Genomic DNA, 24,121 nt, shown 5'->3' with positions numbered 1-24,121 from the left:
CTGGACGAGTGACCGTGATCGCGTCGGTTTTCGCCGTAGTTCTGCTGATCACATCCTCGCGCTATGGGTACCACCGGGACGAGATGTACTTCCTGGCCGCAGGTCGCCGCCTGGAATGGGGCTATCCCGACCAACCGCCGCTGACGCCCGCGCTGGCGCGCCTGATGGCGGCCGTTGATCCGGATTCGCTCTGGGTCCTGCGTCTACCCGCTGTCGCCGCCGCCACGCTGGTGGTTGTGTGCGCGGGCCGCATGGCCGGGGAACTGGGCGGCGGTCGCGGCGCGCGATCGCTGGCCGCGGGGGCCGTGGCGAGCGCGGCCCTGGTGCAGGGCGCCGGGCACCTGTTCGGGACGACGATCTTCGACCTGGCCGCGTGGTCTTTGATCTGTCTGCTGGTGCTGACGCTGATGCGTCCGGAGCCGGACCCGCGGTGGTGGCCGGTGATCGGGATCGTCGTCGGCGTCGGCCTGCTGAACAAGGCCCTGCTGATCGTCCCGGTCGCGGCGCTGACGCTCGGGCTGCTGTGCACCGGCCGCCGGAAGCTGTTCGCCACCAAGTACTTTCCGCTCGCCATAGGTCTCGCCGCGCTCCTCGTGCTCCCGTATCTGTGGTGGCAGGCCAGGCACGGATGGCCGCAATGGGAGCTGAGCCGGGCGATCGCGGGCGGTTCTTCGGGAACCTCGGATTCCCCGATCATGTTCGTGCTCCTGCAATTCGGGCTCTTCGGCCCGCTGCTCGTGCCCCTGTGGGTCTACGGAACATGGCGTCTGTGGCGGTCGGACTATCGCGCGTTCGTGGTGGCGTACGGCGCGCTCTTCGTGCTCTTCCTGCTCACCGGTGGCAAGGCGTACTACCTCGGCGGCATGTATCCGGTCCTGCTCGCCGCGGGGTCGGTGGGCTTCGCGGCGATCCTCGGCGCGCGGCGAAAGCGCTGGGCGGCAGCGGCTTCGCTGATCGTGGTGAACGCCGTGATGTCGGCCGTGTTGTTCCTACCGCTACTCCCGGTCTCGGAAATTCCCGACTCCCCGGTCCTCGCGGTGAACTATGACGCCGGCGAGACCAGCGGCTGGCCCGAGTTCGTCGCCCAGGTGGCGGCGGCCCGACCGCCCGGCGCGGAAATCCTCACCGCGAACTACGGCGAAGCGGGCGCGATCGAGCGCTACGGCGCCGAATACGGTCTGCCGACACCGTTCTCGGGCCACAACGCCTATTGGTGGTGGGGCCCGCCACCGGACTCCGCGACCACGGTGCTCGCAATCGGCCTCGATCCTTCCCGGCTCACCGAGTTCTGCGGCGAGGTCGAACCGATCGGCGTCATCGACAACGGCATGAACCTCGACAACGACGAACAGGGCCAACCCCTGACCCTCTGTCACCGCCCCCTAGCCCCCTGGACCACTCTCTGGCCGACCCTCCGCACCCTGGGATGACGTGTCGGACAAGTGATCACCACGCTCTCAGGTGAGCATCGGCCGAGAAGCGAACGCCACCACGGCGTGGTGATCAGAGGTCCAGGTCTAGAGGTTGTGCTTGGTGAGGAAGTCGGTGAGGTGGGCGGACCAGGGGGCGGGTTGTTCGAGCATGACCACGTGGCCCGCGTCCAGTTCCACGTATTCGGCGCCGGGGATCCCATCCGAGAGCGCGCGGGAATTGGCCGGGGCGACTAGGAGGTCGGCGGTCGTGTTCACGATCAGGGTCGGTACCGCGACACCTGCCAGATCGGCGGTCGTGTCGACCGTCTCGACCAGGGCGGCCTGCTGCTTGGTGCCGCCGGGGATCGCGGCGGCGGTCTGGGCGACCATGTCGTCGAGCGCCGTCTCGGGCAACGCGTTGACGAATTCCGCCGAGAACCCGGTGAGCAGGACCAGGCGGGCGAAACTCTCGTACGCGCCGCGCGCCAAAAGATCCTGCCAGGCCTGGACCGCGAGCTTGACGCGGTTGTCGGGAGCCGCGAGACCGGCGGTGAGCACCAAGCCGGTGACCTTGTCCGCATGCCGGGCCGCCGCGCGTACCGCGACCGCGGTGCCGAGCGAGAACCCGACGATCGTGAAAGTCTCGACTCCGGCGTCGACCGCCGCGGCCACCAGGGCGTCGGCCAGCGCGTCGAGGTCGAGTGGGGTGTCGTCGGCCGGGTAGTCGGAGGCGACCACGGTGTGGTCGGCGGCCAGGATGGGGAGGAGGTCGCCGAAATTGCTCGCGATCGAGCCGCCCGCGCCGTGCGCGAGGACGATGCCGGGGCCGGAGCCGTGAACAGTGGTCTGCAGGGGAATCGTTGCCATGTCACGGAGGTTAGGGATTCACATGGGTGTCAAGGTCAAGGCGAACGTGCGGGTGATCACATGCTGATCGGCGAACTCGCGCACCGCACCGGCGTCAGCACGCGGCTGCTGCGGTACTACGAAGAACAGGGTCTGCTCCGGCCGCGCCGCGACCCCAACGGATATCGCAGCTATCCCGAGACGGCGACCGCGACCGTGGCGAAGATCCGTGAGCTGCTCGCCGCAGGCCTCACCACCGACGACATCGCCCACCTGTTGCCGTGCGCCGAGTCCGACGGTCCGGTGCAGGCGTGCGAGATGTCGGTCCGGATCATGTCCGAACGCACCGCCGAACTCGACCGGCGGATCGCCGACCTCGACCGCCAGCGCCTGCAGCTCGGTGCGCAGCTCGGCGCCTCACTCGCGACGAGGGCGGAGACCCGATAGCGGGTCCCCGCCCTCGTGGCGCGTCGAGCCGGACCTACTCCCGCACGTAGAAGCGCAGGGTGAGATACGCGGTGACCGCGGCGAAGACGATGCCGATCGGCGCGATCGTCAACGCCACCACCGCGATGTCGTCGCCGGTGATCCGCGGAAAGACATTGCTGTCGAACAGCGGGCCAAGCGCCCGGTCGATCACCAGCGGCCTGGCGATCACCAGCCCGAGGATCGCCAGCACCGAGCCGACGAACGCCGCCGCCACCGCCTCCAAAAGGAACGGCAGCTGGGTATACCAGCGCGTCGCGCCGACCAGCCGCATGATGCCGACCTCGGTGCGCCGCGTGTACGCGGCGATCTGCACCATGTTCAGCACCAGCAGCATCGCCGCGAGCGCCATCACCAGCGCCAGGCCGAACGCGGCGTTGCGCAGGCCGTCGAACAGGCTCACCAGCCGGTCGACGAACTCCTTGTCGTTGGCGACGATCCGCACGCCCTGCCTGGTCGCGAAGCTGTCGTAGATGTGCTGGTACTGCTCGGCGTCGGTCATCTTCACCCGCAGCGAGGCGGGCAGTGGCGAGTCGGCGATGTACTGCACCATCTCCGGCTGGTCGGCGAACAGCTCCTTGGCCTCCTCCAGCGCGTCGGCGCGGTTGAGGAACTGCACGCTCTCCACGCCGGAGGTGCCCTTGAGGTCGGCCAGCAGTGTCTTGCACGGCTCGGCGGCGCAGTCGGGATCGCTCTCGGAGACCGCGTCGTCGAGGTAGAACCGCACCTCGAGCCTGCCGATGAAGAAGTTCTCGGTCTTGTCGGCCATCCGCACCGACAGCATGCCGCCGCCGAGCATCATCAGCGACACCGCGGTGGTCAGGATCATCGCGATGGTCATCGTCAGATTGCGGCGCAGACCGTCGACGACCTCGGTGAACAGGAAACTCAGTCGCATTATCGCCCCACCCCGTAGACACCGGTCGCCTCGTCGCGCACGAGTCTGCCGTGGTCGAGTTCCACCACCCGCCTGCGCATCGAGTCGACGATGTGGTTGTCGTGGGTGGCCATCAGCACGGTCGTGCCGGTGCGGTTGATCCGTTCCAGCAGCGACATGATGTCGGCGCTGGTGTCGGGATCGAGATTGCCGGTCGGCTCGTCGGCGAGCAGGACCAGCGGCCGGTTGACGAACGCGCGCGCGATCGCGACCCGCTGCTGCTCACCACCCGAGAGCTCCGAGGGCAACCGATTGCCCTTGCCGCCGAGCCCGACCATGTCGAGCACCTCGGGCACGGTGCGTTCGATGAACTGCCGTCGCTTGCCGATCACCTCGAGCGCGAAGGCCACGTTCTGCTCCACGGTCTTCTGCTGGAGCAACCGGAAATCCTGGAACACGCACCCGATGCGCTGCCGCAGCTTCGGTACCTTGCGCCCCGGCAACCGGTCGACGCGGAAATCCGCGACCCGTATCTCGCCCGCGGTCGGCGTCTCCTCCTTGAGCAGCAGCCGCATGAAGGTCGACTTCCCCGAACCGGACGGGCCGATGATGAAGACGAATTCGCCCTTGTCCACCTCGACGGAGACATTGTCCAGCGCGGGTCGCGTCGACGTCTTGTACGACTTTGTCACGTTGCGCATGGTGATCACGGGGAGCCAGTGTAGCCAGCGGCCATGCCCGTGACCTGGCCGCGACGGCGTCGGCGAGGCGCGGGTCGCGCCTAGGGCGCGGGGTTCACCCAGGTCGGGACGGCATTGAGCAACGACACCGGGCCCGCGTCCTTGGCCTCGGTGGGTTTGACGAACACATAGACGACGAACGTGGACACCCAGGTGGCCATGAGAATCGCCGTGGACTTACGCAGATTCACCGACTTGCGGAGATCCACTGTTTTGCGAAGTTTCACTGATTCCTTCCTTACGCAGGGCGGCCGCGACACGCACGCGCAGCTCGCGCCCCACCTCGAACTGCTTGCCCGGCAATGTGCGGGCAACCATCCGGATGTTCATCACATCGAGCGACAGATCCTCCACCCCCATCACCGACGGCTCGTCGAGCAGCAGCGGCTTCAGGCGGCGATCCTGATAGGCCTTGGTGCACACCTCGTGCAGCACCTCGTTGATCTTGGTGATGTCGGCCTGCGCCGACACCGGGACATCGATCGCGGCGCGTGCCCAATCCTTCGACAGATTGGTCACTTTCACGATCTGCCCGTTCGGGACGGTGATGACCTCGCCGTCGGAGTTGCGCAGCGTGGTGATGCGCAACGTCACGTCCTCGACGGTGCCCTCGGCCGGATCGGCCGAACCGGTGACCGAGATCTGCACCACGTCACCGAAGCCGTATTGGCGTTCGGTGATGAGGAAGAACCCGGCCAGGATGTCCTGGACGATGCGCTGGGCGCCGAAACCCAGCGCGGCGCCGAGCACCGCCGCCGGGGCGACCAGACCCGTCACCGCGAAGCCGAGCCTGCGCAGCACCTCCATGCCGACCAGCACGTAGACGATCGTCAGCACCACCCAGGTGATCACCTGCGCCAGGGCGTGCCGGTGCTTGGCCGCCTCGGTGCGGACCAGCGCGTCGCTCGAGTGGAAGCCCGCGTCGATCTTGGTGGTCACCCGGTCGCGGACGAACGCGGCGAAGCGGCCGAACAGCACCGCGCCGACCACCAGCAGCACGATCTCGAGGCCGCTGGAACGCAGCCAGCCGGTGATCTCCGGGGCGGTGTTGATCGCGAGGACGCCGCTCACCGCGTCGACCCGGCCGGGCGAGGACGGGGCTGGCGCTGACACAGTTCCGGTTCGTTCGAACACACACCAGAAAGGTTACAGCGCGGTCACGGTGCCCGGTCAAACGCGAGGAGTGTCACACCGGGCGAGCGAACAGGTGGCTACGCGTCGGCCTGTTCCCGCATGCGCCAACGGATTCCGGATTCGATGAAGCCGTCGATGTCACCGTCGAGCACGGCCGAGGGGTTGTTCACTTCATAGTTCGTGCGCAGGTCCTTCACCATCTGATACGGGTGCAGGACATAGGAACGCATCTGGTTGCCCCACGACGCGCCCTCGTTGGTCTTGAGCGCGTCCATCTGCGCGCGCTCCTCCTGGCGCTTGCGCTCGAGCAGCTTGGCCTGCAGCACGCGCATGGCCGAGATCTTGTTCTGCAGCTGCGATTTCTCGTTCTGACAGGTCACCACGATGCCGGTGGGGATGTGCGTCAGGCGGACCGCGGAGTCGGTGGTGTTGACCGACTGGCCACCGGGGCCGGACGAGCGGTACACGTCGACGCGCACGTCACCGTCCGGGATCTCGATGTGGTCGGTGGTCTCGACCACCGGCAGCACCTCGACCTCGGCGAAGGAGGTCTGGCGGCGGCCCTGGTTGTCGAACGGGCTGATCCGCACGAGGCGGTGCGTGCCCATCTCCACCGAGAGGGTGCCGTAGGCGTAGGGCGACTTCACCGCGAAGGTGGCGGACTTGATGCCGGCCTCTTCGGCGTAGGAGGTGTCGTAGACCTCGACGGTGTACTTGTGCCGCTCGGCCCAGCGGATGTACATGCGCATCAGCATCTGAGCCCAGTCCGCGGCGTCGACGCCGCCGGCGCCGGAGCGGATGTTGACCAGCGCGTCGCGCTTGTCGTACTCGCCGGAGAGCAGGGTGCGCACCTCCATGGCCTCGATGTCGACACGCAGGGTGGCGCGCTCGGCATCGGCGTCGGCGGTGGCCTCCGCCGCGGCGGCGCCCTCCTCGGCCTCGGCCAGTTCGTAGAGCACCGGCAGGTCTTCGAGGCGCTGACGCAGCTCCTCCACCCGGCGCAGTTCGCTCTGCGCGTGCGAGAGCTCGCTGGTCACCTGCTGGGCGTGGTCCTGGTTGTTCCACAGCTCGGGGTCGGCGGCCTGGTGCTCGAGCTCGTCGATGCGACGGCGTAGCTCCTCGACATCGAGAACCGACTCGACCGTCTTGAGCGTGGTGTCGAGTTCGGCGAGATCGGCGATAACGTCAGGATGCACGATGTCCAAGGTTACCGGTCGCCTCCGACACCACGAAACACGCGCCCCGCAGGTCAGCTCGCGATGGCGCGCAAGCCGCCTGGGTGGCGCCCGACGAGACGGTCCAGCGCGGTCGCGCTCGCCTCGTCGGCGGGCAGCAGCACGTACAGCGACTGGTCGTCGTCGATGGACAGATCCAGCGACTCGTAGGCCAGCCGCAACGTGCCGGCCTCGGGATGGCTGATCCGGTTGATCCCGCCCGAGGGCGGCAGGCCGGGCAGCGCGGCCAGCCGGTCGGTGAACGGGCTGCCCGCGGTGACGGTGAGCTCGTCGACCAGCGCGGCCACCAGCGGATCGGCGCGATACGGGCCCTGCTTGAGCGAGGCGACCAGCTTGTCGGCGGCGGCGGCCCACTCCGGATACAGCTCGCGCGCGCCGGGATGGGTGAACACGAAGCGGGCGAGATTGGCGGGCTCGCCCTGCTCGAACAGGCCGCTGGGCGCCATCAGCTTGCGATAGCCCTCGGTGCAGGCCAGCACCTCGGTGAACCGGTTGGTGATCGCGGCGGGCGCGGGCTCGAGCTGGTCGAGAATGGCGCGGATGGTCGGGCGAACCGTGCGGTTGGGCCCGTTCTCGGCCGCGCCGCAGCTGAACCCGGACGTGCCCTTGGTGAGCTGGTGCAGGTGCACGCGCTCGCGCGGGCTCAGCCGCAGCGTGTCGGCCAGCGCGGACAGCACCGGCGGCGAGGGATGCCGGTCGCGGCCCTGTTCGAGCCGGATCAGGTACTCCACGCTCACCCCGGCCAGCATCGCGACCTCGGCCCGGCGCAGGCCCGGCGTGCGCCTGCGCGGACCCGCGGGCAGGCCGACCTCGGCGGGGGAGACCGCCTCGCGGCGCGTACGCAGGAACAGGCCGAGTTCGTTGTCGCTCACCCACTCGACGCTACCGAGCCGCGCGCGCCGGAGAGTGGCCGTGCCACTACCACTCTCCGCGTGGTCTCCCTGCCCGGCTCACGCGCCGCGAAGGTGGAGGCATCGGCCGAGTGGCCGAGCAACGACAGAGGAGACAGCATGTCCGCACAGCCACTGAAGCTCGCGATCATCATCGGCAGCGTCCGTGAAGGGCGGTTCGGTCCGGTGGTCGCGAACTGGATCGCCGAGCAGGTCGACGATCGCTTCGACGTCGACGTCATCGACCTGGCCGAGGCCGAACTGCCCGCCGCGCTGCCGCCGGTGCCGCCCGCGATCGACCCCGACACGCCGCGACCGGCGGGCATGGCCGAGCTCACCGAGCGGCTGGCCGCCGCCGACGCGTATCTCGTCGTCACCCCCGACTACAACCGCAGCTATCCGGCCGCCCTGAAATCGGCCATCGACTGGCACTACACCCAGTGGGACGCCAAGACGATCGGCTTCGTCGGCTACAGCGGTGCCTCCGGTGGCCTGCTGGCGATCGAGCATCTGCGGCAGGTGTTCAACGAGCTCAACGCCCACACCGTGCGCAACTACGTCTCCTTTCCGCGCTACTACCTGCTCTTCGACGAGGACGGCCGGCTGCGCGAACCCGCGGAGTTCGAGGAGGCGGCGGGGGCGATGCTGGACCAGCTGCACTGGTGGGCGAGCGCGCTGGTGACCGCGCGATCGGCGCAGGTCGCCGCCTGACTACGGCGGCGGGACCGGCACGTCCGGCCCGCGTTCGCCGCGCCGCTCGGCCTCCGTCGCGTGGGCGCCGCGGACGAGCCGGGGGCCGGGTCGCGTGGGCGGGCGGTCTCGGCAGCACCGCGACGGTCGCCGTACCCACCTGCCAAATAGACTTGCGCGCGTGGCTGCCTACTCCGCTGACCTGGACCTCGCCCTGCGACTGGCCGACGAGGCCGACGCGATCTCGAAGGTGCGCTTCGGCGCCGTCGACCTGAAAGTCGACTCGAAGCCGGACCTCACCCCGGTCTCCGACGCCGACCTGGCCGTGGAACAGGCGATCCGCCGGATTCTCGGCGCCGAACGCCCCGACGACGCCGTGCTCGGTGAGGAGTTCGGCGGCGATGCCGAGTTCACCGGCAGGCAGTGGGTGGTCGACCCGATCGACGGCACCAAGAACTTCGTCCGCGGCGTCCCGGTCTGGGCCAGCCTGATCGCCCTGCTCGTCGACGGCGTCCCGGTGGTCGGCGTGGTGAGCGCGCCCGCGCTCGGCAGGCGCTGGTGGGCCGCGGCCGGTTCGGGCGCGTGGGCGCAGGCGCACCCGGGCGCCCCGAAGCCGATCACGGTGTCGGCGGTGGGCGAGCTGGACTCGGCGAGCCTGGCGTTCTCCAGCCTGTCCGGCTGGCACGAGCGCGGGCTGCGGGAGAAGTTCGTCGACCTCACCGACGCGGTCTGGCGGGTCCGCGGCTACGGCGACTTCTTCAACTACTGCCTGGTCGCCGAGGGCGCGGTCGATGTCGCGGCCGAGCCGGAGGTGTCGCTGTGGGACCTGGCCGCGCTCGACATCCTGGTCCGCGAGGCCGGCGGCTCGTTCACCGCCCTGGACGGCCGTCCCGGCCCGCACGGTGGCGACGCAGTGGCGAGCAACGGTCTGCTCCACGACGAGGTCCTCGCCAGGTTGCGGCCCTGAATCCGAGTTGTCCACATGTGAGGGAATCCCCGTGAACGCCGTCGTCCGGTCCGGCGGACGGGCTGCGTGACCGGCCCGCGCTCGTAGGATGGCCCGGTGAGCAATTCCGGCGCCACAGCACCCGATGTCGAGGACTTCCCACCCGAGGACTTCCCGCCCGACGACGCGTACCCGTCCGATGGTGGTTACGTCTCCGAGCACGATTTCGACGACACCGGCGGCTTCCACTTCGACGACCTCGCCCCGGCCACCCCGGGTCGCGCGGCGGCGCCCGCCCGTCCCGAGACGGCCGAGGAGGTGTTACGCCGGGTCTTCGGCTACGACAGCTTCCGCGGTGACCAGGCGGCGATCGTCGAGCAGGTCGTCGGCGGCGGTGACGCGCTGGTGCTCATGCCCACCGGCGGCGGCAAGTCGCTGTGCTACCAGGTGCCCGCGCTGGTGCGTCCCGGCGTCGGCGTGGTCGTCTCGCCGTTGATCGCGCTCATGCAGGACCAGGTCGACGCGCTCAGCGCCCTCGGTGTGCGGGCGGGCTTCCTCAACTCCACCCAGTCGCCGGACGAGCGCCGCATGGTCGAGGCACAGTTCGTCGCGGGCGAACTCGATCTGCTGTACCTCGCGCCGGAACGTCTCCGCCTGGAATCGACGCTGCGCCTGCTCGACCGTGGCACGGTGGCGCTGTTCGCGATCGACGAGGCGCACTGTGTGTCGCAGTGGGGCCACGACTTCCGGCCCGACTACCTCGCGCTGTCGCTGCTGCACGAGCGCTGGCCCGACGTCCCGCGCATCGCCCTCACCGCCACCGCCACCGAGAAGACGCGCGCGGAGATCGTCGAACGGCTCGATCTCGGTTCGGCGAAGCAGTTCGTGTCCAGCTTCGACCGCCCGAACATCCAGTACCGCATCGAATCCAAGAACCGGGCCGACCGTCAGCTGCTCGACTTCATCCGCGCCGAACACCCCGGCGACGCGGGCATCGTCTACTGCCTGTCGCGCAATTCGGTGGAGAAGACCGCCGCGATGCTCAACGAGAACGGCGTGCGGGCGGTGCCGTACCACGCGGGCCTGGACAACCGGACCCGCGCCGAGAACCAGGCCAGGTTCCTGCGCGAGGACGGCCTGATCGTGGTGGCCACCATCGCGTTCGGCATGGGCATCGACAAGCCCGACGTGCGCTTCGTCGCCCACCTCGACCTGCCCAAGTCGGTGGAGGGCTACTACCAGGAGACCGGTCGCGCCGGCCGTGACGGGCTGCCGTCGACGGCGTGGATGGTCTACGGCCTCAACGACGTGGTCCAGCAGCGCAAGATGATCGACTCGAGCGAGGGCGACGCCGCGCACCGCCGTCAGCTCCAGCTGCACCTGGACGCGATGCTCGCCCTCTGCGAGACGGTCGGCTGCCGCCGCGTCCAGCTGCTGAACTACTTCGGTCAGCCCGGTCCGGCGTGCGGCAACTGCGATGTGTGCCTGAACCCACCGCAGACCTGGGACGGCACCGTGCCCGCGCAGAAACTCCTCTCGGCCGTCCTGCGGCTCAAACGGGAACGCGGACAAGCCTTCGGCGCGGGCCACGTCATCGACATCCTGCTCGGCAAGTCCAACCCGAAGATCACCCAGCACCGGCACAACGAACTGTCGGTGTTCGGCATCGGCACCGATCTGCGCGACACCGAATGGCGCGGTGTGGTCCGCCAACTGCTCGCCGGCGGCTTGCTCGCGGTGCAGGGCGAGTACGGCGTCCTCGCGCTGACCGAGGCGGGCAACGAGGTGCTGTTCGAAGGCAGGACGGTGCCGATGCGGCGCGAACCCGAGCGCGCGACGCGCCCGGCCCGCGGCGCCAAGACCGCCAAGGCGGCCGTCGATCTGCCGGCCACCGATCTGCCGCTGTTCGAACGACTTCGGGCCTGGCGCGCGGCCACCGCGAAGGAGCAGGGCGTACCCGCCTACGTGGTGTTCCACGACGCCACCCTGCGCGAAATCGTTGCGCGCAAACCGGGTTCGCTGGCCGAACTCGGCACCGTCGGCGGCGTGGGAGAGAACAAGCTCGCCAAGTACGGCGAGGGGGTGCTGGCCGCGCTGGCCGAGGAGTAGCGGCGGGCGCGGGCGAAAGGAACCCGCGACGGATCGTGGGGCCGCGCGTTAGTGTCGGTCCCATGGCGAACGGTGAAGGCTCTGACAGTGAACCGTCGGGCGGTGCGAGTTCGGGCGGCGCCGATGCTCCGCTGCCTCCGATGCCGCACCGGCACGCCGACCCCTCCGTCGCCCCGTCCCTGCTCGGCAGTCACCATGTGGTGACGCACCGCGGCCGCCCCCGCTGGTCGACAATCGCGCTGGTCCTCGTCTTCGCCTCGGCCCTCGTGCTGTACCTGGCGCTGCGCTAGGGACAGCACGGCGGTTGTGATCCGGTACCCGCGCGGTTCCGGAATGTTTGCGATGCCGCGCCCCAGCATCTGACGGCCGTCCCATGTGACCTGTGGTAGCCGCAGGTCGAAGCCCTTCCCGCACTGTGCTTCCCGGCGCACTCTTGGCCTCCTCCGACCGATCGAGCCGATCGGTCCCGGTCCGAGGAGGCGACGGGAATGGTGCGGGTGAACTGGGCGAGGCGTGGGGTGTGCGCGGTCTTGACGGCGGCCGGATTCGTCTGTGCCGCACCACAAGCCGGCATCGCCGAGCCCTCGGTGCCGACCGCGGTCCGTGATCTGCAGCGGGTGCTCACGCCCGGCCTGCCCGCCACCTACGGCAGGGAGACCGCGGTGGTGATCCTCGGCTACGGGCTGACGCCGGAGGGCACGATGCGCGCCGAGTTGGTCCGCCGGCTCCGGGCCGGATTCGTGCAGGCGATGTTCGCGCCGTGGTCGCCGATCATCGTCACCGGCGGCAATCCGCGGGCGGGCCTGAGCGAAGCCGACGCGATGGCCGACTGGCTGGTCTCGGCGGGCATCGACCCGGCCCGGATCCTGCGCGAGCCGCACGCCGAGTCGACGGTGGCCAACGCCCGCAACACGGCCGTCCTGATGTCCGAGCACGATCTGCGCTCGGCGGTGCTGGTCACCTCGAGTGACCACGTCGACCGGGCAAGGGCGGCGTTCGACGCCGCCGGTGTCAGCGTCGTCGGCCAGCTGACCCCGGACCTCACGCCGTGGCCGAGCCTGCCGCTGCGGATCGATCAGTTCGGTCCCGCACTCCCGCCTGCCTAGCCGCGGCCACGCTGTCCTGTGACCGCACACAAGGTTTCGTCATGTGTGGTCCCGGCACCGCGACCAGCGCCCATGGTTGGCACAGGGGGCCCGTCCGCAACACCGAGGTGACAATCCATGACGCTGCAGCTGACCGACCGCGACATCCTGGCCGAGCTCGAACCGACCGCCGAAGCCAACCTCAACGACCACCTGGCCAAGGCCAAGGACTGGCACCCGCACGACTACGTGCCGTGGGACGAGGGCCGCAACTTCGCCGCGATGGGCGGGATCGACTGGGACCCCGAGCAGTCCCGGCTCAGCGAGGTCGCCAAGGCGGCGATGATCACCAACCTGCTCACCGAGGACAACCTGCCCTCCTACCACCGCGAACTGGCCGACACCTTCGGCTTCGACAACGCGTGGGGCACCTGGGTCGGCCGCTGGACCGCCGAGGAGAACCGGCACGGCATCGTCATGCGCGACTACCTCGTCGTCACCCGCGCCGTCGACCCGGTCGCGCTGGAGGAAGCCAGGATGGCCCACATGACCGCGGGCATCGCCAAGCCGGAGAAGGGTTCGCAGTTCCTCAAGGGCGTCGCCTACGTCACCTTCCAGGAACTGGCCACCCGGATCAGCCACCGCAACACCGGCCGCGTGTGTGACGACCCGATCGCCGACCGCATGCTCGCGCGCATCGCCACCGACGAGAACCTGCACATGATCTTCTATCGCAAGCTCTGCGGCGCGGCACTGGACCTCACGCCTGATGCGAGCATGCGCGCGATCACCGACGTGGTCCTGCAGTTCCAGATGCCCGGCCTCAACCAGCCCAACTTCCGCCGTAACGCGGTCCTGCTGGCCAAGCACGGCATCTACGACCTGCGCCAGCACCTCGATGTGGTGCTCGCGCCCGTCCTGCGCACCTGGCGCGTCTTCGAACGCTCCGACTTCGGCGCCGAGGGCGAACGCGCCCGCGACGAACTGCACACCTACCTGCTCGACCTGGAGATCAAGGCCGCCCGCTTCGAGGAACAGCGCGACCGCGCGCTGGCCCGCGCCGCCGAACGCGCGGCGAGCTGGGGGGAGCGCCGGTCCTTGGAATAAACGGGTGGCGCGGTCACTTAGAGTTGACCGTTATGAAGGAAAAGGGCAGGAAGGTCATCGCGACCAACCGCCGCGCGCGGCACAACTACACGATCCTCGACACCTATGAGGCGGGGATCGCGCTGGTCGGCACCGAGGTGAAGAGCCTGCGCGAGGGCAAGGCGTCGCTGGTCGACGCCTTCGCGACCGTCGACAACGGCGAGGTGTGGCTGCGCGGCCTGCACATTCCGGAGTTCAGCCACGGCACCTGGACCAACCACTCGCCGCGGCGCACCCGCAAGCTGCTGCTGCACAAGCGCGAGATCGAGCACCTGGTCGGCAAGTCCAGGGAGGGCAACCAGACGCTGGTGCCGCTGTCGATGTACTTCTCCGACGGCAAGGTGAAGGTGGAACTCGCCCTCGCCAAGGGCAAGCAGGACTACGACAAGCGCCAGGACCTCGCCCGCAGGCAGGCCGAGCGTGAGGTCACGCGCGAGATCGGTCGGCGGGTCAAAGGCATGCGTTGATCTCGGTCCTGCTCGCTCTGGTGGCGGCGACGGGATACGGGGTCAGTGATTTCTTCGGCGGGATCGCCGCGCGGCGGGTCACCGCGCTGCGGGTGGTCGTCGTCTCATATCCGTTCTCGGTGCTGCTGGTCCTGCTGATCGCGCCGCTGGTCGGCGGCCACGCCGACCTGGCGTCGATGCTGTGGGGCCTGGCCGCCGGCGTGGCGAGCGGGCTGGCGGTGTGGTGGTTCTACGCCGCGCTCGCCGACGGGCCGATGGCGGTGGTGTCGCCGGTGACCGCGGTGCTGGTGGCCGGGATTCCGGTGATCGCGGGGTTCTTCCTCGGCGAGCGGCCGGGCCCGCTCGCTGTCGTCGGGATCGCGTTGGCGCTGGTCGCGGTGGTGCTGGTCAGCCGGGAGGCGCCCGACGAGACGACCGAGGAGATCATCGGCGGGCGTGAGCTGCGGTTCAGCCGCCGGGTCGCGCTGCTCACCGTCGGTTCCGGCGCGGCCTTCGGTTTCGCGTTCTACTTCCTGCACGAGACCAGCCCCGACGCCGGGCTGTGGCCGCTTCTCGGCCAGCGCGCCGCGGCCACCGCCGTGGTGTGGACCTCGGCGCTGGCCGCCGGTCAGTTCCGCGGCCTGCACGGGGAACCGCTGCGGCTGGCGCTGGCGATCGGCGTGCTGGACGTGATCGCCAACGCGGCGCTGCTCTACGCCTTCCACGGCTCGATGCTGTCGGTGGTCAGCGTGATCGGCTCGCTGTATCCGGCGGCGACGGTGCTGCTGGCGATGGTGCTACTCGGCGAGCGGATCGGGCCCACCCAGAAGGTGGGCATGGTGCTCGCGCTCGCGGCGGTCGGCATGATCGCCGCGAACTGAGCTACAGCCGCGTGCAGGGTTCGTGCAGGCTGAGCTTGCCCAGCGTGGAACCCTGGTACCCGACCTCGACCGCCCGCGCGCCCATCGGCGCCTGCTTGTCCGGCTCGAACACCGAGGACCACTCCAGGTCCAGATCCGGCCCCGCCGCGCCGGCGGGATGGATCGCGACCATGCCCTCGCCGTCGGGGCGCAGATCCGTGATGGTGCGCCGCAGCCCGGGCCTGGTCAGTTCACCCTCGTTCGCGGCATCCTCGAGCAGGGCCTTCAGCGGATACGAGATGGCCCAGCCGAGCGAATAGCCGAAGTTCGACGGTTCGCTGTCGACCGCGGCCCGCGCGTGCTGCGCGCCGAGACTGTTGCCGCTCCAGCTGTCGACCGGCGTCGTGTAGTTGTAGAGCGCGGTGAGCGCGGGCGCCGCGGCGGTCTGCAGCAGGGCCGCGTTCCAGGTGGGCAGCGAACCGAGGAAGCGCCCGGTGTAGCCGGACTTCACCAGCTTGCCCACGATCTCGGCGGTCTCGGCCGGGCCGGTCGCGAGCATCACCAGATCCGGTGCGGCGGCGAGGATCTCCTCGACGGGCCCGTCCTGGTTGCCGACCTCGCCGTTGGGTCCGGTGTCGATCCGGTCGGCGATGGTCGCGCCGTTGGCGATCGCCCACTTCAGCGCGCCGCTGGCGTAGTCGCCGCCGTAGTTGCCGCGGTAGGCGACGACGGCGATGTTGCGCGGCGCGTAGTGGGCGTGGGCGAACCAGTCCAGCCCGGTCACCGCTTCGGTGCAGTAGGAGTAGCCGGCGCTGAGCACCAGGTTGCGGTCGGCGCTGCGGTAGTTCCAGCCGGACCACTGGGTGGCGGCGACGCTGACCATGTCGTCGGCGTCCATCTGATTCAGCATCGCGATGGTCTGCCCGGTGCCGAAACTCATCGCCAGCGCCAGCACGTGCGGCTCGATCTCGGTGTAGGCGGTGCGGTGGGTGCGCGGGTCGAGGGAGGTGTTGCGGGTGTAGGTGGTGATGTCGATGTCGTAGCCGCCGATGCCGCCCGCCTTGTTCACCGCGTTCCAGAACGCCAGCTGGCCCTCGTTCATCGACGCGCCCAGCGCCGTGAACGGCCCGTTCGCCAGGTCGGAAAGGACGCCGAGATAGATACAGCCCCGGTCCTTGTTCGTCGAGCCGGGGCAGGGGGCGCTGGTCACGCCGGGTTCGGTGCCCGAGTCGCCCGAGGAGCAGGCCGCGGTGAGAACCAGGCCGGCCGCGACGGGAATCGCCGCGGCGCGCCGCAGCCGACTGCTGAATGCCATGAGGTAACTCCTTGTTCCAGCCGCCCACGGGATCACGCTCGTCCCGAACCGGCCGATCGAGAACAGTACCCCTCCGCACCGGCGTGTCTGCCGTGATCTCACAACTCCGCACGGTGTGGTTCGCTGCGGTGTCACAACGCGGACACCGCCCACTGGCACGGAAATAACGGGAAGAATCCGCGCAGGGGGAGTGTTATCATGACTAGCCCGCAGGGTGCGGGCACGTACGGGGCTGAACGGTTTCGACTGCGTACGTTGATTCAGGGGAAGCGTGTCGGTGCAGGCAAGAGACCACCGTAAGCGTCGTTGCAACCAATTAAGCGCCGATTCCAATCAGCGCGAGTACGCCCTCGCTGCCTAAGTAGCAGGTCGTCTCTGTCAGACCGGGTTCGTCCCTCGACCCGGACCCTGGCATCAGCTAGAGGGAATCACCGTCCGGCTCGGTCACGGGGTCGGATGGGACATCAAACAGTGACTGGGATCGTCATCCGAGCTTGTTCGCGAGACCCGGAGATCCAAGCAGAGACCTAGCGAACTGCACACGGAGAAGCCCTGAAGACGCGGCGGAGGACCCGGGTTCGATTCCCGGCAGCTCCACTAGAGGCCCCTCACCTGAACCCAGGTGAGGGGCTTTTTCGTAGGTCAGAGGCGGGCACCCTTCTCGAGATTGCACCTGCGGCAGAGAATCTGGAGGTTGGCCACGCTTGTCGCGCCACCGCGACCGAGCTCGAGATGACAATGCGAGAAACGGTCGTTTCGACGTCTGTCAGCGACACTGCGAGTACGGCTCGACCCGCCCGCGACTCGGTGAGTGCCACGGCTCCGGAGGGATGGCGCGCCGCGTTGTAGAAGACGAAGTCCTCGTCGCTGCGTATCTTTCCGGTCTCGGCCAAGAGTAGTGCTTGGGGATCGACCTCGTGCTGCGATTTCCACGTCAACACCACGGTCGCTGCGGGCGAGGTGACCGCCGCATTCTCGCCTTTGGAGAGTTTCACGCCTGCACACCGTCGGCGTGGTGAGTTCCGTTACACGACCGGCGTGGTGAGCCGGCGAGTTCGTAGTTCTCGCAAGGAGTTTCGATCAGGCAGGTCAGGCCTCCACCGGTTGGCCAGGTGGAGGCCTTCTGCGTGCGCGCTTACTGCGCCGAGAGGCTTTCGATCGCCTCGCGGATGAAGCACAGCGGGCAGATCGGGTCGAAGGGTGGGGTCGGGTGGCCACCGATGATGGGGGCGGCCGAGGGGGTGGCCGGTGTGGCGGTGGCTGCGGCCGGGGCCGTGCCGATCGCCAGGATGATCGCGGCGGTGGCAACGGTGGTGGACAGGATTCGGGTCATCGTCTCTCCTGGCTCGATTGCGGTACCTGATCGTCGTGGGCGGGTGGCCCGGTCAGCCGCCTGCCTTGCGGCGGAAGGTTCGTTTGCCGCCCGCGGCCGACTGCGTTCCCCGCACCTTCGCGGAGTCGCGTGCGGCCGCACCACCTTTCACGTTCGCGCTCTTGCGCTCCAGCGCCTCCCGGAACTTGCGCTTCGTCGCCTCTTCCGGCGACTCGGTCACCGCGTCCTCGGCGGCGCTTCCCTGTTGATCGGCCATGCCCACAGCCTGCCATCTCCGCGGCGTCCGCGTGGTTCAGCCGGCCGGAAGGGCTGGTGGGCGGTCGGGGACGAGGTGGGTGGCGATGGCGGTGCCGAGGGGGATGGCGGTGTTGTCGCCGGGGGAGGTGGGGCCGAGGGTGGTGTAGACGATGACGGTGGTGTCGGTGCGGTTGTCGTGCAGGACGACGCCGTCGTAGCCACCGTAGGACGGGTTCATGTAGAGCCAGTCGGCGAGGTGGACCACGCCGAAGGCGAAATACCTCTCGGTGGTGAAGGGACCGAGGCCCGCGGTGGAGGGGCCCATCATCTGGTGGAACTGGTCGGTGGTCAGGCGTTCCCCGGTCGCGAGAGCGCGGACCCAGCGGGCGATGTCGGTGACGGGGGCGTTCATGTTGCCGCTGTGCAGGAAGGCGGTGGGGTTCCAGAAGGTGGAGTCCTCGAAGAACTTTCGCTCGTTGGTGTAGCCGTGCAGGTACGGCGCGTCGATGGCGGGATCGAGGACGACCTCGCTGTTGTGCATGCCCAACGGTGTGAGGATGTGTTCGGCGATCAACTCGCCCAGGGGTTTGCCGGTCGCGTTCTGCAGCACCTCGCCGAGGACGACGAGATCGCTGTGCGCGTAACCGAAGTCGGTGCCGGGGGCGAACACGGGCGGTCGCGCGTTGGCCCGCTCGAGCAGCTGGCTCGCCGTCCATGCGCGGATCGGGTTCTCCCCGAAGATCTTCAGGAATTCCGGCTCGGTGACGTAGTCGGCGATGCCGGAGGTGCTGTTGGCGAGCATGCGCGGGGTGATGGCGTCGGCGCGGGGGAAGCCGGGGAGCCAGCGCGCGATCGGTTCGTCGATCTTCAGGACGCCCGCGCCGTCGAGACGCCACAGCACCGTCGACAACATGGGTTCCATCGGCTGCCCCACCCGCACCTTCATCTCCGGTCGCGCGGGCACCCCCAGCGGTGAGCCACCGAGCGCGCCGAGTGCGATCCGCTCCTCGCCCCGCCACACGCCGTACACCGCGGAACTGAGGTCGAGCTCGGCCATCTTGGTGCGCACGATCTCGGTGATCGGCCCGGCGTCGGCGGGCGGCGGAGGCTGCCTGTCGTCGTCGGAACCGCAGGCGGTGGCCAGGCCGAGGAGTACTGCGACGATCACGCATACGCGACGCGACGCACCCATGACGGCAATCCTTCCCTGGCGGAGAACACACCGATCAGCGCATCCGAATCTACGCCTCCACATCGACGGGCAACAGTGCCGCAAACCGGCGGCTCGTCGGTGGCGAGGGTGGCTGCGGTGTGCGAAAGTGGCGTGGTGCGACGGGTGCGGGGCGAGTGTGGGTCGGTAGGACCCGTCTCAGGGGCAACCCCTGGGTATGTGATCTCAGCTGGGCACAGCGTCTGGGGCCAGTCGGCACGCTCCGCGTGCACGGTGGCACCGCGGACGAAGGATTCTGGTCGCCCCGCACCCGTCGCGCCTCGATGACGCGGGCGCTGACCCGCGAGCAGGCCGACGCACTGGCCCGCACTTTCGGCCACCTCGACGCCGCGTGGTCGCGAGCGGCCATGGCCGAGGCGTTCGCCGAGGTGGTGCCCGCACCGGCCGCTGACGAGTTGGCCAGGCGCGTCATCGATCTGGTGCCGACCGAGCCGGTCGGTGGGGCGGCGACGTTGGGCCGGATCCTGGTGGACCTGCCGTCGTTGCCGGAGGTCGTCGCGCCGCTCGAGCTGATCGCGCGCATGCGATTCGGCGCGATCGAGATCGCCGACCTGGCGGCCCTGGCCGGCTTCCTCGATCTCACACCGTCGGAGCTCGAGTGGTTCGCCGATCGGGGCCAGTGGCTCCGCCGGGCCTCGACGCCGTTGTCGCACTACCGGTATCGGTTGCTGCCGAAGGAAACGGGGGTGCGTCTCGTCGAGGCGCCGAAGGTGCGTCTGCGGGAGATCCAGCGTCGCATCCTGCGTCACGCACTCGACGGCATTCCGGCGCATCCGTCCTGTCATGGTTTCGAGAAAGGCTGTAGTGCGGCGACTTTCGCTGAACCTCACGCCGGCGCCGATGTCGTGGTGCGACTGGATCTGCGCGACTTCTTCGCGTCGATCCCGCTCGCCAGGGTGCGTGCCGTGTTCACCGCGTGCGGCTACGCGCGTCCGGTGTCGCGGGTCCTGGCCGAGCTGTGCACGACCGCGGCTCCCGTCGAACAACTGCGCGCGCTCGCCCCGTCGCAGCGCGTCAGCATGGCCCTGCGTCATCTCCCACAGGGTGCGCCGACCTCACCGGCGCTGGCCAATCTCGTTGCCCGCGGACTCGACCGCCGCCTGACGGGGTACGCCGCCAAGGCCGGTCTGACCTACACCCGCTACGCCGACGACCTGGCCTTCTCGGGCCCCGCGAGCACCGCCGTGGACCACCTCGTCTGGTCGGTCACCGAAATCGCCCGCGCCGAGGGCTTCACCGTGAACCCGCCGAAGACGCGGGTCCGTCGCGCGCACCAGCGCCAGGTCCTCGCCGGCCTGGTCGTCAATACCAGTCCCGCCGTCCCCCGCGGCGAGTACGACGCCCTGCGTGCCCTGCTCCACAATTGTCTGCGCACCGGCCCCACCGCCCAGAACCACACCGCTCACCCGCATTTCCGCGCCCACGTCTACGGACGCATCGCCTGGATCGGCGAAACCAGCCCCGTCCGGCGCGACAAGCTCCTCGCCGCCGCGGCCCGCGTCGACTGGACCCGCTGACCGCGTCAGGGGCATTCGTGCCGTCGGCGTGGGTGCCGCCACGCCGATCCGCGGCCGGTCTCAGTAGGATCCTGCCCAGCGGGGGCTGGCCAGGAGGTGGCTGTGATCGAGGTGTGGGGTACGCGGGTCGCGGTTCGCTACGCGGACGGGCGGTTAGTGACGACGCCGCTGCGGGCGAACAACGAGGCCGCGCTCGACATCGCGGTGGCCGAGCTGTCCAAGATCGCGCTCGCGACCACCGACGACGATCAGCTGGCGTTGCTGCTGTTCTTCCGGTCCGCACGGGTCGGGGCGGACGAGACGGCGGCGGATCGGCATCCGGTGCCGGTGTTCCTCGAGACCGGGGTGCGGGTGCAGGCGCAGGTGCTGGTCCGGGCGGTGGAACGCGAGCTGGTCGGGTTGCGCCGGGTGTTCCCGCCGCGGCCGGATCTCACCCCGCCGCCGGCAGTCCCTGGCCCGAACGGCGCACAGCGCGCCGACGTGTCGGCCGCGGCGGCGCGCATGCGCAACGCGGGGAATTCGGTGCGCGAGATCGAGATCCTGCACGGCTGCGCCCGGCCGGACGAGTACGTGCTCGAGCTGGCCCAGGCCGGGCACGAAGGCGCGCCGGGACTGGTCGCGATCACCACGCTGCGGCTGCTGTTCGTCTCGGCGTGGGCGGTCTACGAGCTGCCGGTCGCGGTGGTCACCGGCGCCGAGGTGCGCACCGCGCCGGGCCAGGTGGTGACGCTGCGGATCGCCGGCGCAGGCACCGAACTGGACTTCCTCGACTGGGAGCCCGACGATTTCGGCCGCGTCACCGAGGCGTTGCGGCTGGCGTGCGAGATCGAGCACGTCGACGGGTCGATCGCCGCGTCGCTGCCGTCCTCGGCGGACCTGTTCGGCGAATGGCAACTGCTGGTCGAGCGCCGCAAGCTGGGGATGGTCGCCGACGAGCCGTTCCGCCGTCAGGCGGTCGGCATCATGCTGGCGATGCCGGGCTGAACACCGGCGCCCCGGGATGCAGCGCCACCCGCCGCCACGGGCTCGACGGGCGCAGGTGCAAGCCGGCGAGCATGCGACGGCGTTCGGCGATCTGGGTCCTGGCCGAGGACAGGTCCTGGGTGGCCGCCCAGAAGATGGCGCCGGTGAGGAACCCGTCGCCGAGCTGACGCCAGTTGCGGTAGTGCTGCCTGGCGCGATCCAGGCCGCCGAGCATGTGCTCCCACGCCTCGTCCTCGGTGAGATATCCGGCCGTGTGGGCGGCGCGGGCGATGAACACCAGGCGTGCCAGATCCCATGCGGCGGCGTCGGTCTGCAGCGGGCTCGGCAGGCTGTCGGTGATGCCGAGTTTGATGGCCTGCAGCCACGCGTCGTAGTCGCGGTCGATGCCCGCGGGCCCGCGATAGCCGCGGAAACCGGAGAGGGTGTGCAGGAACTCGCGGTGCTCGTCGGCCAGGCCGGAGCGGTCGACGCGGCCCTGCTCGGTCGCGGCCGCGACGGCCAGCGGATGGACCAGCTCGAACAGCGGTGCGTGCATGCCGACGAGCAGCCTGCGGATGGTGTCGCGCGCGTCCTCGGCGTTGTCGACGCCCCACGACTCGTGCAACCCCTCGATCGCGGTTTCGCGCCGGGTCGCGGTGCTGTCGTCCTCCTCGGGCAGGAAGGCGACGCCGTCGCAGAACGCACCCCAGCTGCGCCCGTAGTAGGCGCCGACGGCCAGTGCCCTGATCCGGTCGTCGTCGATGGCCGCGCCCGACCAGACGTCGGGCTCCTCGTCGATGTCGGGGCCGGGAAAGCCCGCGACGCGCGGACGCTGCGCCGAACCTGCCGGTTGCATGGAGCCACCCCTCCGCCGAGCCGAAATGTCGTGGCCGGATCTTACGACTGCCGCGTCAGCCCACGGCGCGCGGTGCGTACATGATGATGCCGACGCCGACCAGGCACACCACCGCGCCGAGCACGTCCCAGCGGTCGGGCCGGAACCCGTCGAGCGCCATGCCCCACAGCAGCGACCCGGCGATGAAGACCCCGCCGTACGCGGCGAGGATGCGCCCGAAATGCGCGTCGGGCTGCAGAGTCGCGACGAATCCGTAGACACCGAGCGCCACGACACCCGCTCCCGCCCAGACCAGGCCGCGCTGCTCGCGCACACCCTGCCAGATCAGCCAGGCGCCGCCGATCTCGGCGACGGCGGCGAGCAGGAACAGCACAGCGGAGCGCAGCACGGACATGGCCCGACCCTAGAACCTCAGCGCTCGAACGCCCGCAGCTGGTAGAGCCCACGGCTGGTGGCGACGGCGGTGCCCTCGGCATCGGTGACCACCGCCTCGAGCACGAAATCGGCCTTGCCGTGCTCGGCCGCCTCGGCCGCGACCCGCGCGATCTCGTCCTCGGTGAGCGTGGCCTCGGCGGTCAGGTCGGTGCGCGCCATCTTGCGGAAGGAGATGTCGAACGATTTCACCAGCGGATAGAAGGCCGAGGTGTCGAAACTGCCCGCGGTGATCGCCCCGCCGAGGACCTCGGCGACGGTGAACTGCACGCCGGCGTAGATGGCGCCGAAGTGGTTGCCGTTGCCCTCGACCGGCACGGTGGTGCGCGCGTAGCCCCGGCGCACCTCGAGCGCGCGGACCCCCATCTTCGCCGCGGCGGGAATGGTGAGGGCGATGGCGCCGTTCACGGTCTCGACCAGCGAAGTGTCCTCGTCGGGCATGGGATACGTCCTTTCGATCCGCCGCCCGGGTGGACGGTGAGCCCAGGGTAGCGGCGGGCCGAGCCCGCCATGGCCGCTTCGGCGCGCTGTCGGTGGGGCGGTCTACCGTCGAGAGCGTGGCGGAATACCGGGAACGCGCGGCACGGCTCGACCGAGCCGTGGTCTGGTCGCGCACGGTCGCGCCGGACGCGGGTCCGGTCACCGTGTTCCCCGACGGCTGCATGGACCTGATCTGGACCGAGGGCGCGCTCATGGTGGCAGGTCCGGACAGCCGCGCCTTCCACGCGGCCGCGCCGAGGGCTCAGGAATTCGTGGGTATCCGGTTCGCGCCCGGCACCGCGCCGACCCTGCTCGGTGTCCCGGCCACGGAACTGCTGGACCAACGGGTGCCGCTGGCTCAACTGCTCCCCGAACGCCGGGCGCGCGAACTCGTCGAACGGATCGACGACGCGCCCGACCGCGTCACCGCACTGGAAACGATCGCGCGGGATTTCGCGGTGACGAGCGGACCCGCCGATCCGCGGCTCGTCGCGATCACCGACTCCTTGGACGCGGGCGCCTCGGTCGCGGAAACCGCTGCCCGCGTGGGGATGTCGGCTCGGCTGCTGCACCGGCGGTCGCTGACGGCGTTCGGCTACGGCCCCAAGATGTTGGCCAGGATTCTGCGTTTCCAGCGCGCGCTCGCCGCGTTGCGCGCGGGCGTGCCTGCGGCGGAGACTGCGGCCGTCACCGGGTTCGCCGACCAGGCCCATCTGTCCAGAGAGTTCCGTGACCTGGGCGGATGCTCGATTCGAGCGCTCCGACCAGGCTGAGCGGCCGGTCGGCGCCCGGAAAGTCTCATTCGGCAACGCCGCGCCGGAAAGTTATGCTCACAGTGCACGCCCCGTCGCAGCA

At 69.6% G+C, this 24,121-nt stretch carries 27 protein-coding genes, 1 other RNA gene and 2 pseudogenes; 14 read left to right on the top strand and 16 right to left on the bottom strand.

The window, feature by feature from the left end; all coding sequences use genetic code 11:
* The first annotated feature begins 8 nt into the window (after positions 1-8).
* Positions 9-1,430, top strand: a complete 1,422-nt coding sequence (locus AB0H56_RS12540; RefSeq protein WP_357161215.1) for a glycosyltransferase family 39 protein — start codon at positions 9-11, stop codon at positions 1,428-1,430.
* A gap of 87 nt (positions 1,431-1,517) precedes the next feature.
* Here the strand turns inward: AB0H56_RS12540 and AB0H56_RS12535 are convergent, their stop codons facing one another.
* Positions 1,518-2,279 carry an alpha/beta hydrolase gene (locus AB0H56_RS12535; protein ID WP_357161212.1) on the bottom strand — a complete coding sequence of 254 codons (762 nt, stop codon included), beginning with the start codon at positions 2,277-2,279 and terminating at the stop codon, positions 1,518-1,520.
* A 60-nt stretch (positions 2,280-2,339) separates the two neighbouring features.
* On the opposite strand from AB0H56_RS12535, the gene AB0H56_RS12530 reads away from it, so the two are divergent.
* Positions 2,340-2,705, top strand: coding sequence for a MerR family transcriptional regulator (locus AB0H56_RS12530; RefSeq protein WP_357161209.1), 366 nt, complete (start codon positions 2,340-2,342; stop codon positions 2,703-2,705).
* Positions 2,706-2,739: 34 nt separating this feature from the next.
* Here the strand turns inward: AB0H56_RS12530 and ftsX are convergent, their stop codons facing one another.
* From ftsX to AB0H56_RS12500, 6 genes are all read right to left on the bottom strand, one after another.
* Entirely contained in the window at positions 2,740-3,642 is a 903-nt protein-coding gene (ftsX, locus tag AB0H56_RS12525) for a permease-like cell division protein FtsX (protein ID WP_357161206.1), read from the bottom strand.
* Complete coding sequence (gene ftsE, locus AB0H56_RS12520) at positions 3,642-4,331, bottom strand: cell division ATP-binding protein FtsE (protein ID WP_110036329.1); 690 nt, start codon at positions 4,329-4,331, stop codon at positions 3,642-3,644. Before ftsE ends, ftsX begins: the two co-directional genes overlap by 1 nt.
* 71 nt (positions 4,332-4,402) lie before the next feature.
* Entirely contained in the window at positions 4,403-4,552 is a 150-nt protein-coding gene (locus tag AB0H56_RS12515) for a hypothetical protein (protein WP_357161202.1), read from the bottom strand.
* A complete protein-coding gene (locus tag AB0H56_RS12510; RefSeq protein ID WP_357161287.1) occupies positions 4,539-5,432 on the bottom strand; it encodes a mechanosensitive ion channel family protein in 894 nt (297 codons plus the stop codon). The genes AB0H56_RS12515 and AB0H56_RS12510 overlap by 14 nt, the downstream gene beginning before the upstream one ends.
* A gap of 140 nt (positions 5,433-5,572) precedes the next feature.
* Positions 5,573-6,691: a peptide chain release factor 2 gene (gene prfB, locus AB0H56_RS12505; protein ID WP_110036832.1), complete on the bottom strand. Its 1,119-nt coding sequence runs from the start codon at positions 6,689-6,691 to the stop codon at positions 5,573-5,575.
* 53 nt (positions 6,692-6,744) lie between these two features.
* A complete protein-coding gene (locus AB0H56_RS12500) occupies positions 6,745-7,602 on the bottom strand; it encodes a helix-turn-helix transcriptional regulator (RefSeq protein WP_357161199.1) in 858 nt (285 codons plus the stop codon).
* A gap of 138 nt (positions 7,603-7,740) precedes the next feature.
* On the opposite strand from AB0H56_RS12500, the gene AB0H56_RS12495 reads away from it, so the two are divergent.
* From AB0H56_RS12495 to AB0H56_RS12460, 8 genes are all read left to right on the top strand, one after another.
* Entirely contained in the window at positions 7,741-8,331 is a 591-nt protein-coding gene (locus AB0H56_RS12495; RefSeq protein ID WP_357161196.1) for an NAD(P)H-dependent oxidoreductase, read from the top strand.
* Positions 8,332-8,491: 160 nt separating this feature from the next.
* Positions 8,492-9,277 carry a histidinol-phosphatase gene (gene hisN / locus AB0H56_RS12490; RefSeq protein WP_357161193.1) on the top strand — a complete coding sequence of 262 codons (786 nt, stop codon included), beginning with the start codon at positions 8,492-8,494 and terminating at the stop codon, positions 9,275-9,277.
* 297 nt (positions 9,278-9,574) lie between these two features.
* Positions 9,575-11,365 carry a DNA helicase RecQ gene (gene recQ / locus AB0H56_RS12485; RefSeq protein WP_357161284.1) on the top strand — a complete coding sequence of 597 codons (1,791 nt, stop codon included), beginning with the start codon at positions 9,575-9,577 and terminating at the stop codon, positions 11,363-11,365.
* A gap of 140 nt (positions 11,366-11,505) precedes the next feature.
* Positions 11,506-11,655 (top strand): hypothetical protein, encoded by a 150-nt coding sequence (locus AB0H56_RS12480; RefSeq protein WP_357161190.1) that lies wholly within the window; start codon positions 11,506-11,508, stop codon positions 11,653-11,655.
* Positions 11,656-11,853: 198 nt separating this feature from the next.
* Positions 11,854-12,471: a YdcF family protein gene (locus AB0H56_RS12475; RefSeq protein ID WP_357161187.1), complete on the top strand. Its 618-nt coding sequence runs from the start codon at positions 11,854-11,856 to the stop codon at positions 12,469-12,471.
* 117 nt (positions 12,472-12,588) lie between these two features.
* Positions 12,589-13,557: an acyl-ACP desaturase gene (locus AB0H56_RS12470; protein WP_357161184.1), complete on the top strand. Its 969-nt coding sequence runs from the start codon at positions 12,589-12,591 to the stop codon at positions 13,555-13,557.
* Positions 13,558-13,589: 32 nt separating this feature from the next.
* A complete protein-coding gene (gene smpB, locus AB0H56_RS12465) occupies positions 13,590-14,063 on the top strand; it encodes an SsrA-binding protein SmpB (protein WP_110036321.1) in 474 nt (157 codons plus the stop codon).
* The gene (locus AB0H56_RS12460; protein ID WP_357161181.1) at positions 14,060-14,923 is read left to right on the top strand and encodes a DMT family transporter; all 864 of its coding nucleotides are present in this window, start codon (positions 14,060-14,062) and stop codon (positions 14,921-14,923) included. Before smpB ends, AB0H56_RS12460 begins: the two co-directional genes overlap by 4 nt.
* A 1-nt stretch (position 14,924) precedes the next feature.
* On the opposite strand, the gene AB0H56_RS12455 is transcribed toward AB0H56_RS12460, so the two are convergent.
* Positions 14,925-16,217 (bottom strand): ABC transporter substrate-binding protein, encoded by a 1,293-nt coding sequence (locus AB0H56_RS12455; RefSeq protein ID WP_357161178.1) that lies wholly within the window; start codon positions 16,215-16,217, stop codon positions 14,925-14,927.
* A 228-nt stretch (positions 16,218-16,445) separates the two neighbouring features.
* Between AB0H56_RS12455 and ssrA the strand changes: the two genes are divergently transcribed.
* Positions 16,446-16,817: a transfer-messenger RNA gene (gene ssrA, locus AB0H56_RS12450) on the top strand.
* Positions 16,818-16,859: 42 nt separating this feature from the next.
* Here the strand turns inward: ssrA and AB0H56_RS12445 are convergent.
* The 5 genes and pseudogenes from AB0H56_RS12445 to AB0H56_RS12425 form a co-directional block, all read right to left on the bottom strand.
* Positions 16,860-16,928, bottom strand: a pseudogene (locus AB0H56_RS12445) (HNH endonuclease); the annotation flags it as partial.
* A 59-nt stretch (positions 16,929-16,987) separates the two neighbouring features.
* Positions 16,988-17,158: pseudogene (locus AB0H56_RS12440) on the bottom strand (TerD family protein); the annotation flags it as partial.
* 194 nt (positions 17,159-17,352) lie between these two features.
* A complete protein-coding gene (locus AB0H56_RS12435) occupies positions 17,353-17,550 on the bottom strand; it encodes a hypothetical protein (protein ID WP_357161175.1) in 198 nt (65 codons plus the stop codon).
* Positions 17,551-17,602: 52 nt separating this feature from the next.
* On the bottom strand, positions 17,603-17,806 hold the full coding sequence (locus tag AB0H56_RS12430; RefSeq protein WP_357161172.1) for a DUF5302 domain-containing protein: 204 nt from the start codon (positions 17,804-17,806) through the stop codon (positions 17,603-17,605).
* Between the two features lie 36 nt (positions 17,807-17,842).
* Positions 17,843-18,979: a serine hydrolase domain-containing protein gene (locus AB0H56_RS12425; RefSeq protein WP_357161169.1), complete on the bottom strand. Its 1,137-nt coding sequence runs from the start codon at positions 18,977-18,979 to the stop codon at positions 17,843-17,845.
* 245 nt (positions 18,980-19,224) lie between these two features.
* On the opposite strand from AB0H56_RS12425, the gene AB0H56_RS12420 reads away from it, so the two are divergent.
* Positions 19,225-20,535 (top strand): reverse transcriptase family protein, encoded by a 1,311-nt coding sequence (locus AB0H56_RS12420; RefSeq protein ID WP_357161166.1) that lies wholly within the window; start codon positions 19,225-19,227, stop codon positions 20,533-20,535.
* 156 nt (positions 20,536-20,691) lie between these two features.
* Positions 20,692-21,519 carry a hypothetical protein gene (locus tag AB0H56_RS12415; protein WP_357161163.1) on the top strand — a complete coding sequence of 276 codons (828 nt, stop codon included), beginning with the start codon at positions 20,692-20,694 and terminating at the stop codon, positions 21,517-21,519.
* Here the strand turns inward: AB0H56_RS12415 and AB0H56_RS12410 are convergent.
* The 3 genes from AB0H56_RS12410 to AB0H56_RS12400 are packed head-to-tail and all read right to left on the bottom strand — an operon-like array spanning position 21,497 to position 23,227.
* Complete coding sequence (locus tag AB0H56_RS12410; protein ID WP_357161160.1) at positions 21,497-22,354, bottom strand: DUF1266 domain-containing protein; 858 nt, start codon at positions 22,352-22,354, stop codon at positions 21,497-21,499. The genes AB0H56_RS12415 and AB0H56_RS12410 overlap by 23 nt on opposite strands.
* Positions 22,355-22,409: 55 nt before the next feature.
* On the bottom strand, positions 22,410-22,748 hold the full coding sequence (locus AB0H56_RS12405; RefSeq protein ID WP_357161157.1) for a YnfA family protein: 339 nt from the start codon (positions 22,746-22,748) through the stop codon (positions 22,410-22,412).
* Positions 22,749-22,765: 17 nt separating this feature from the next.
* Positions 22,766-23,227, bottom strand: a complete 462-nt coding sequence (locus AB0H56_RS12400) for a YiiD C-terminal domain-containing protein (RefSeq protein WP_357161154.1) — start codon at positions 23,225-23,227, stop codon at positions 22,766-22,768.
* 116 nt (positions 23,228-23,343) lie between these two features.
* Here AB0H56_RS12400 and AB0H56_RS12395 point away from each other — a divergent pair, with 116 nt between their 5' ends.
* Positions 23,344-24,039, top strand: a complete 696-nt coding sequence (locus AB0H56_RS12395; protein ID WP_357161152.1) for an AraC family transcriptional regulator — start codon at positions 23,344-23,346, stop codon at positions 24,037-24,039.
* Positions 24,040-24,121 lie beyond the last annotated feature (82 nt).

The sequence above is a fragment of the Nocardia sp. NPDC050717 genome (genome assembly GCF_040654275.1).
GTDB lineage: Bacteria > Actinomycetota > Actinomycetes > Mycobacteriales > Mycobacteriaceae > Nocardia.
Note: the sequence above shows the minus strand (reverse complement) of the source record. Positions and strands in the feature narration are given on the sequence as shown.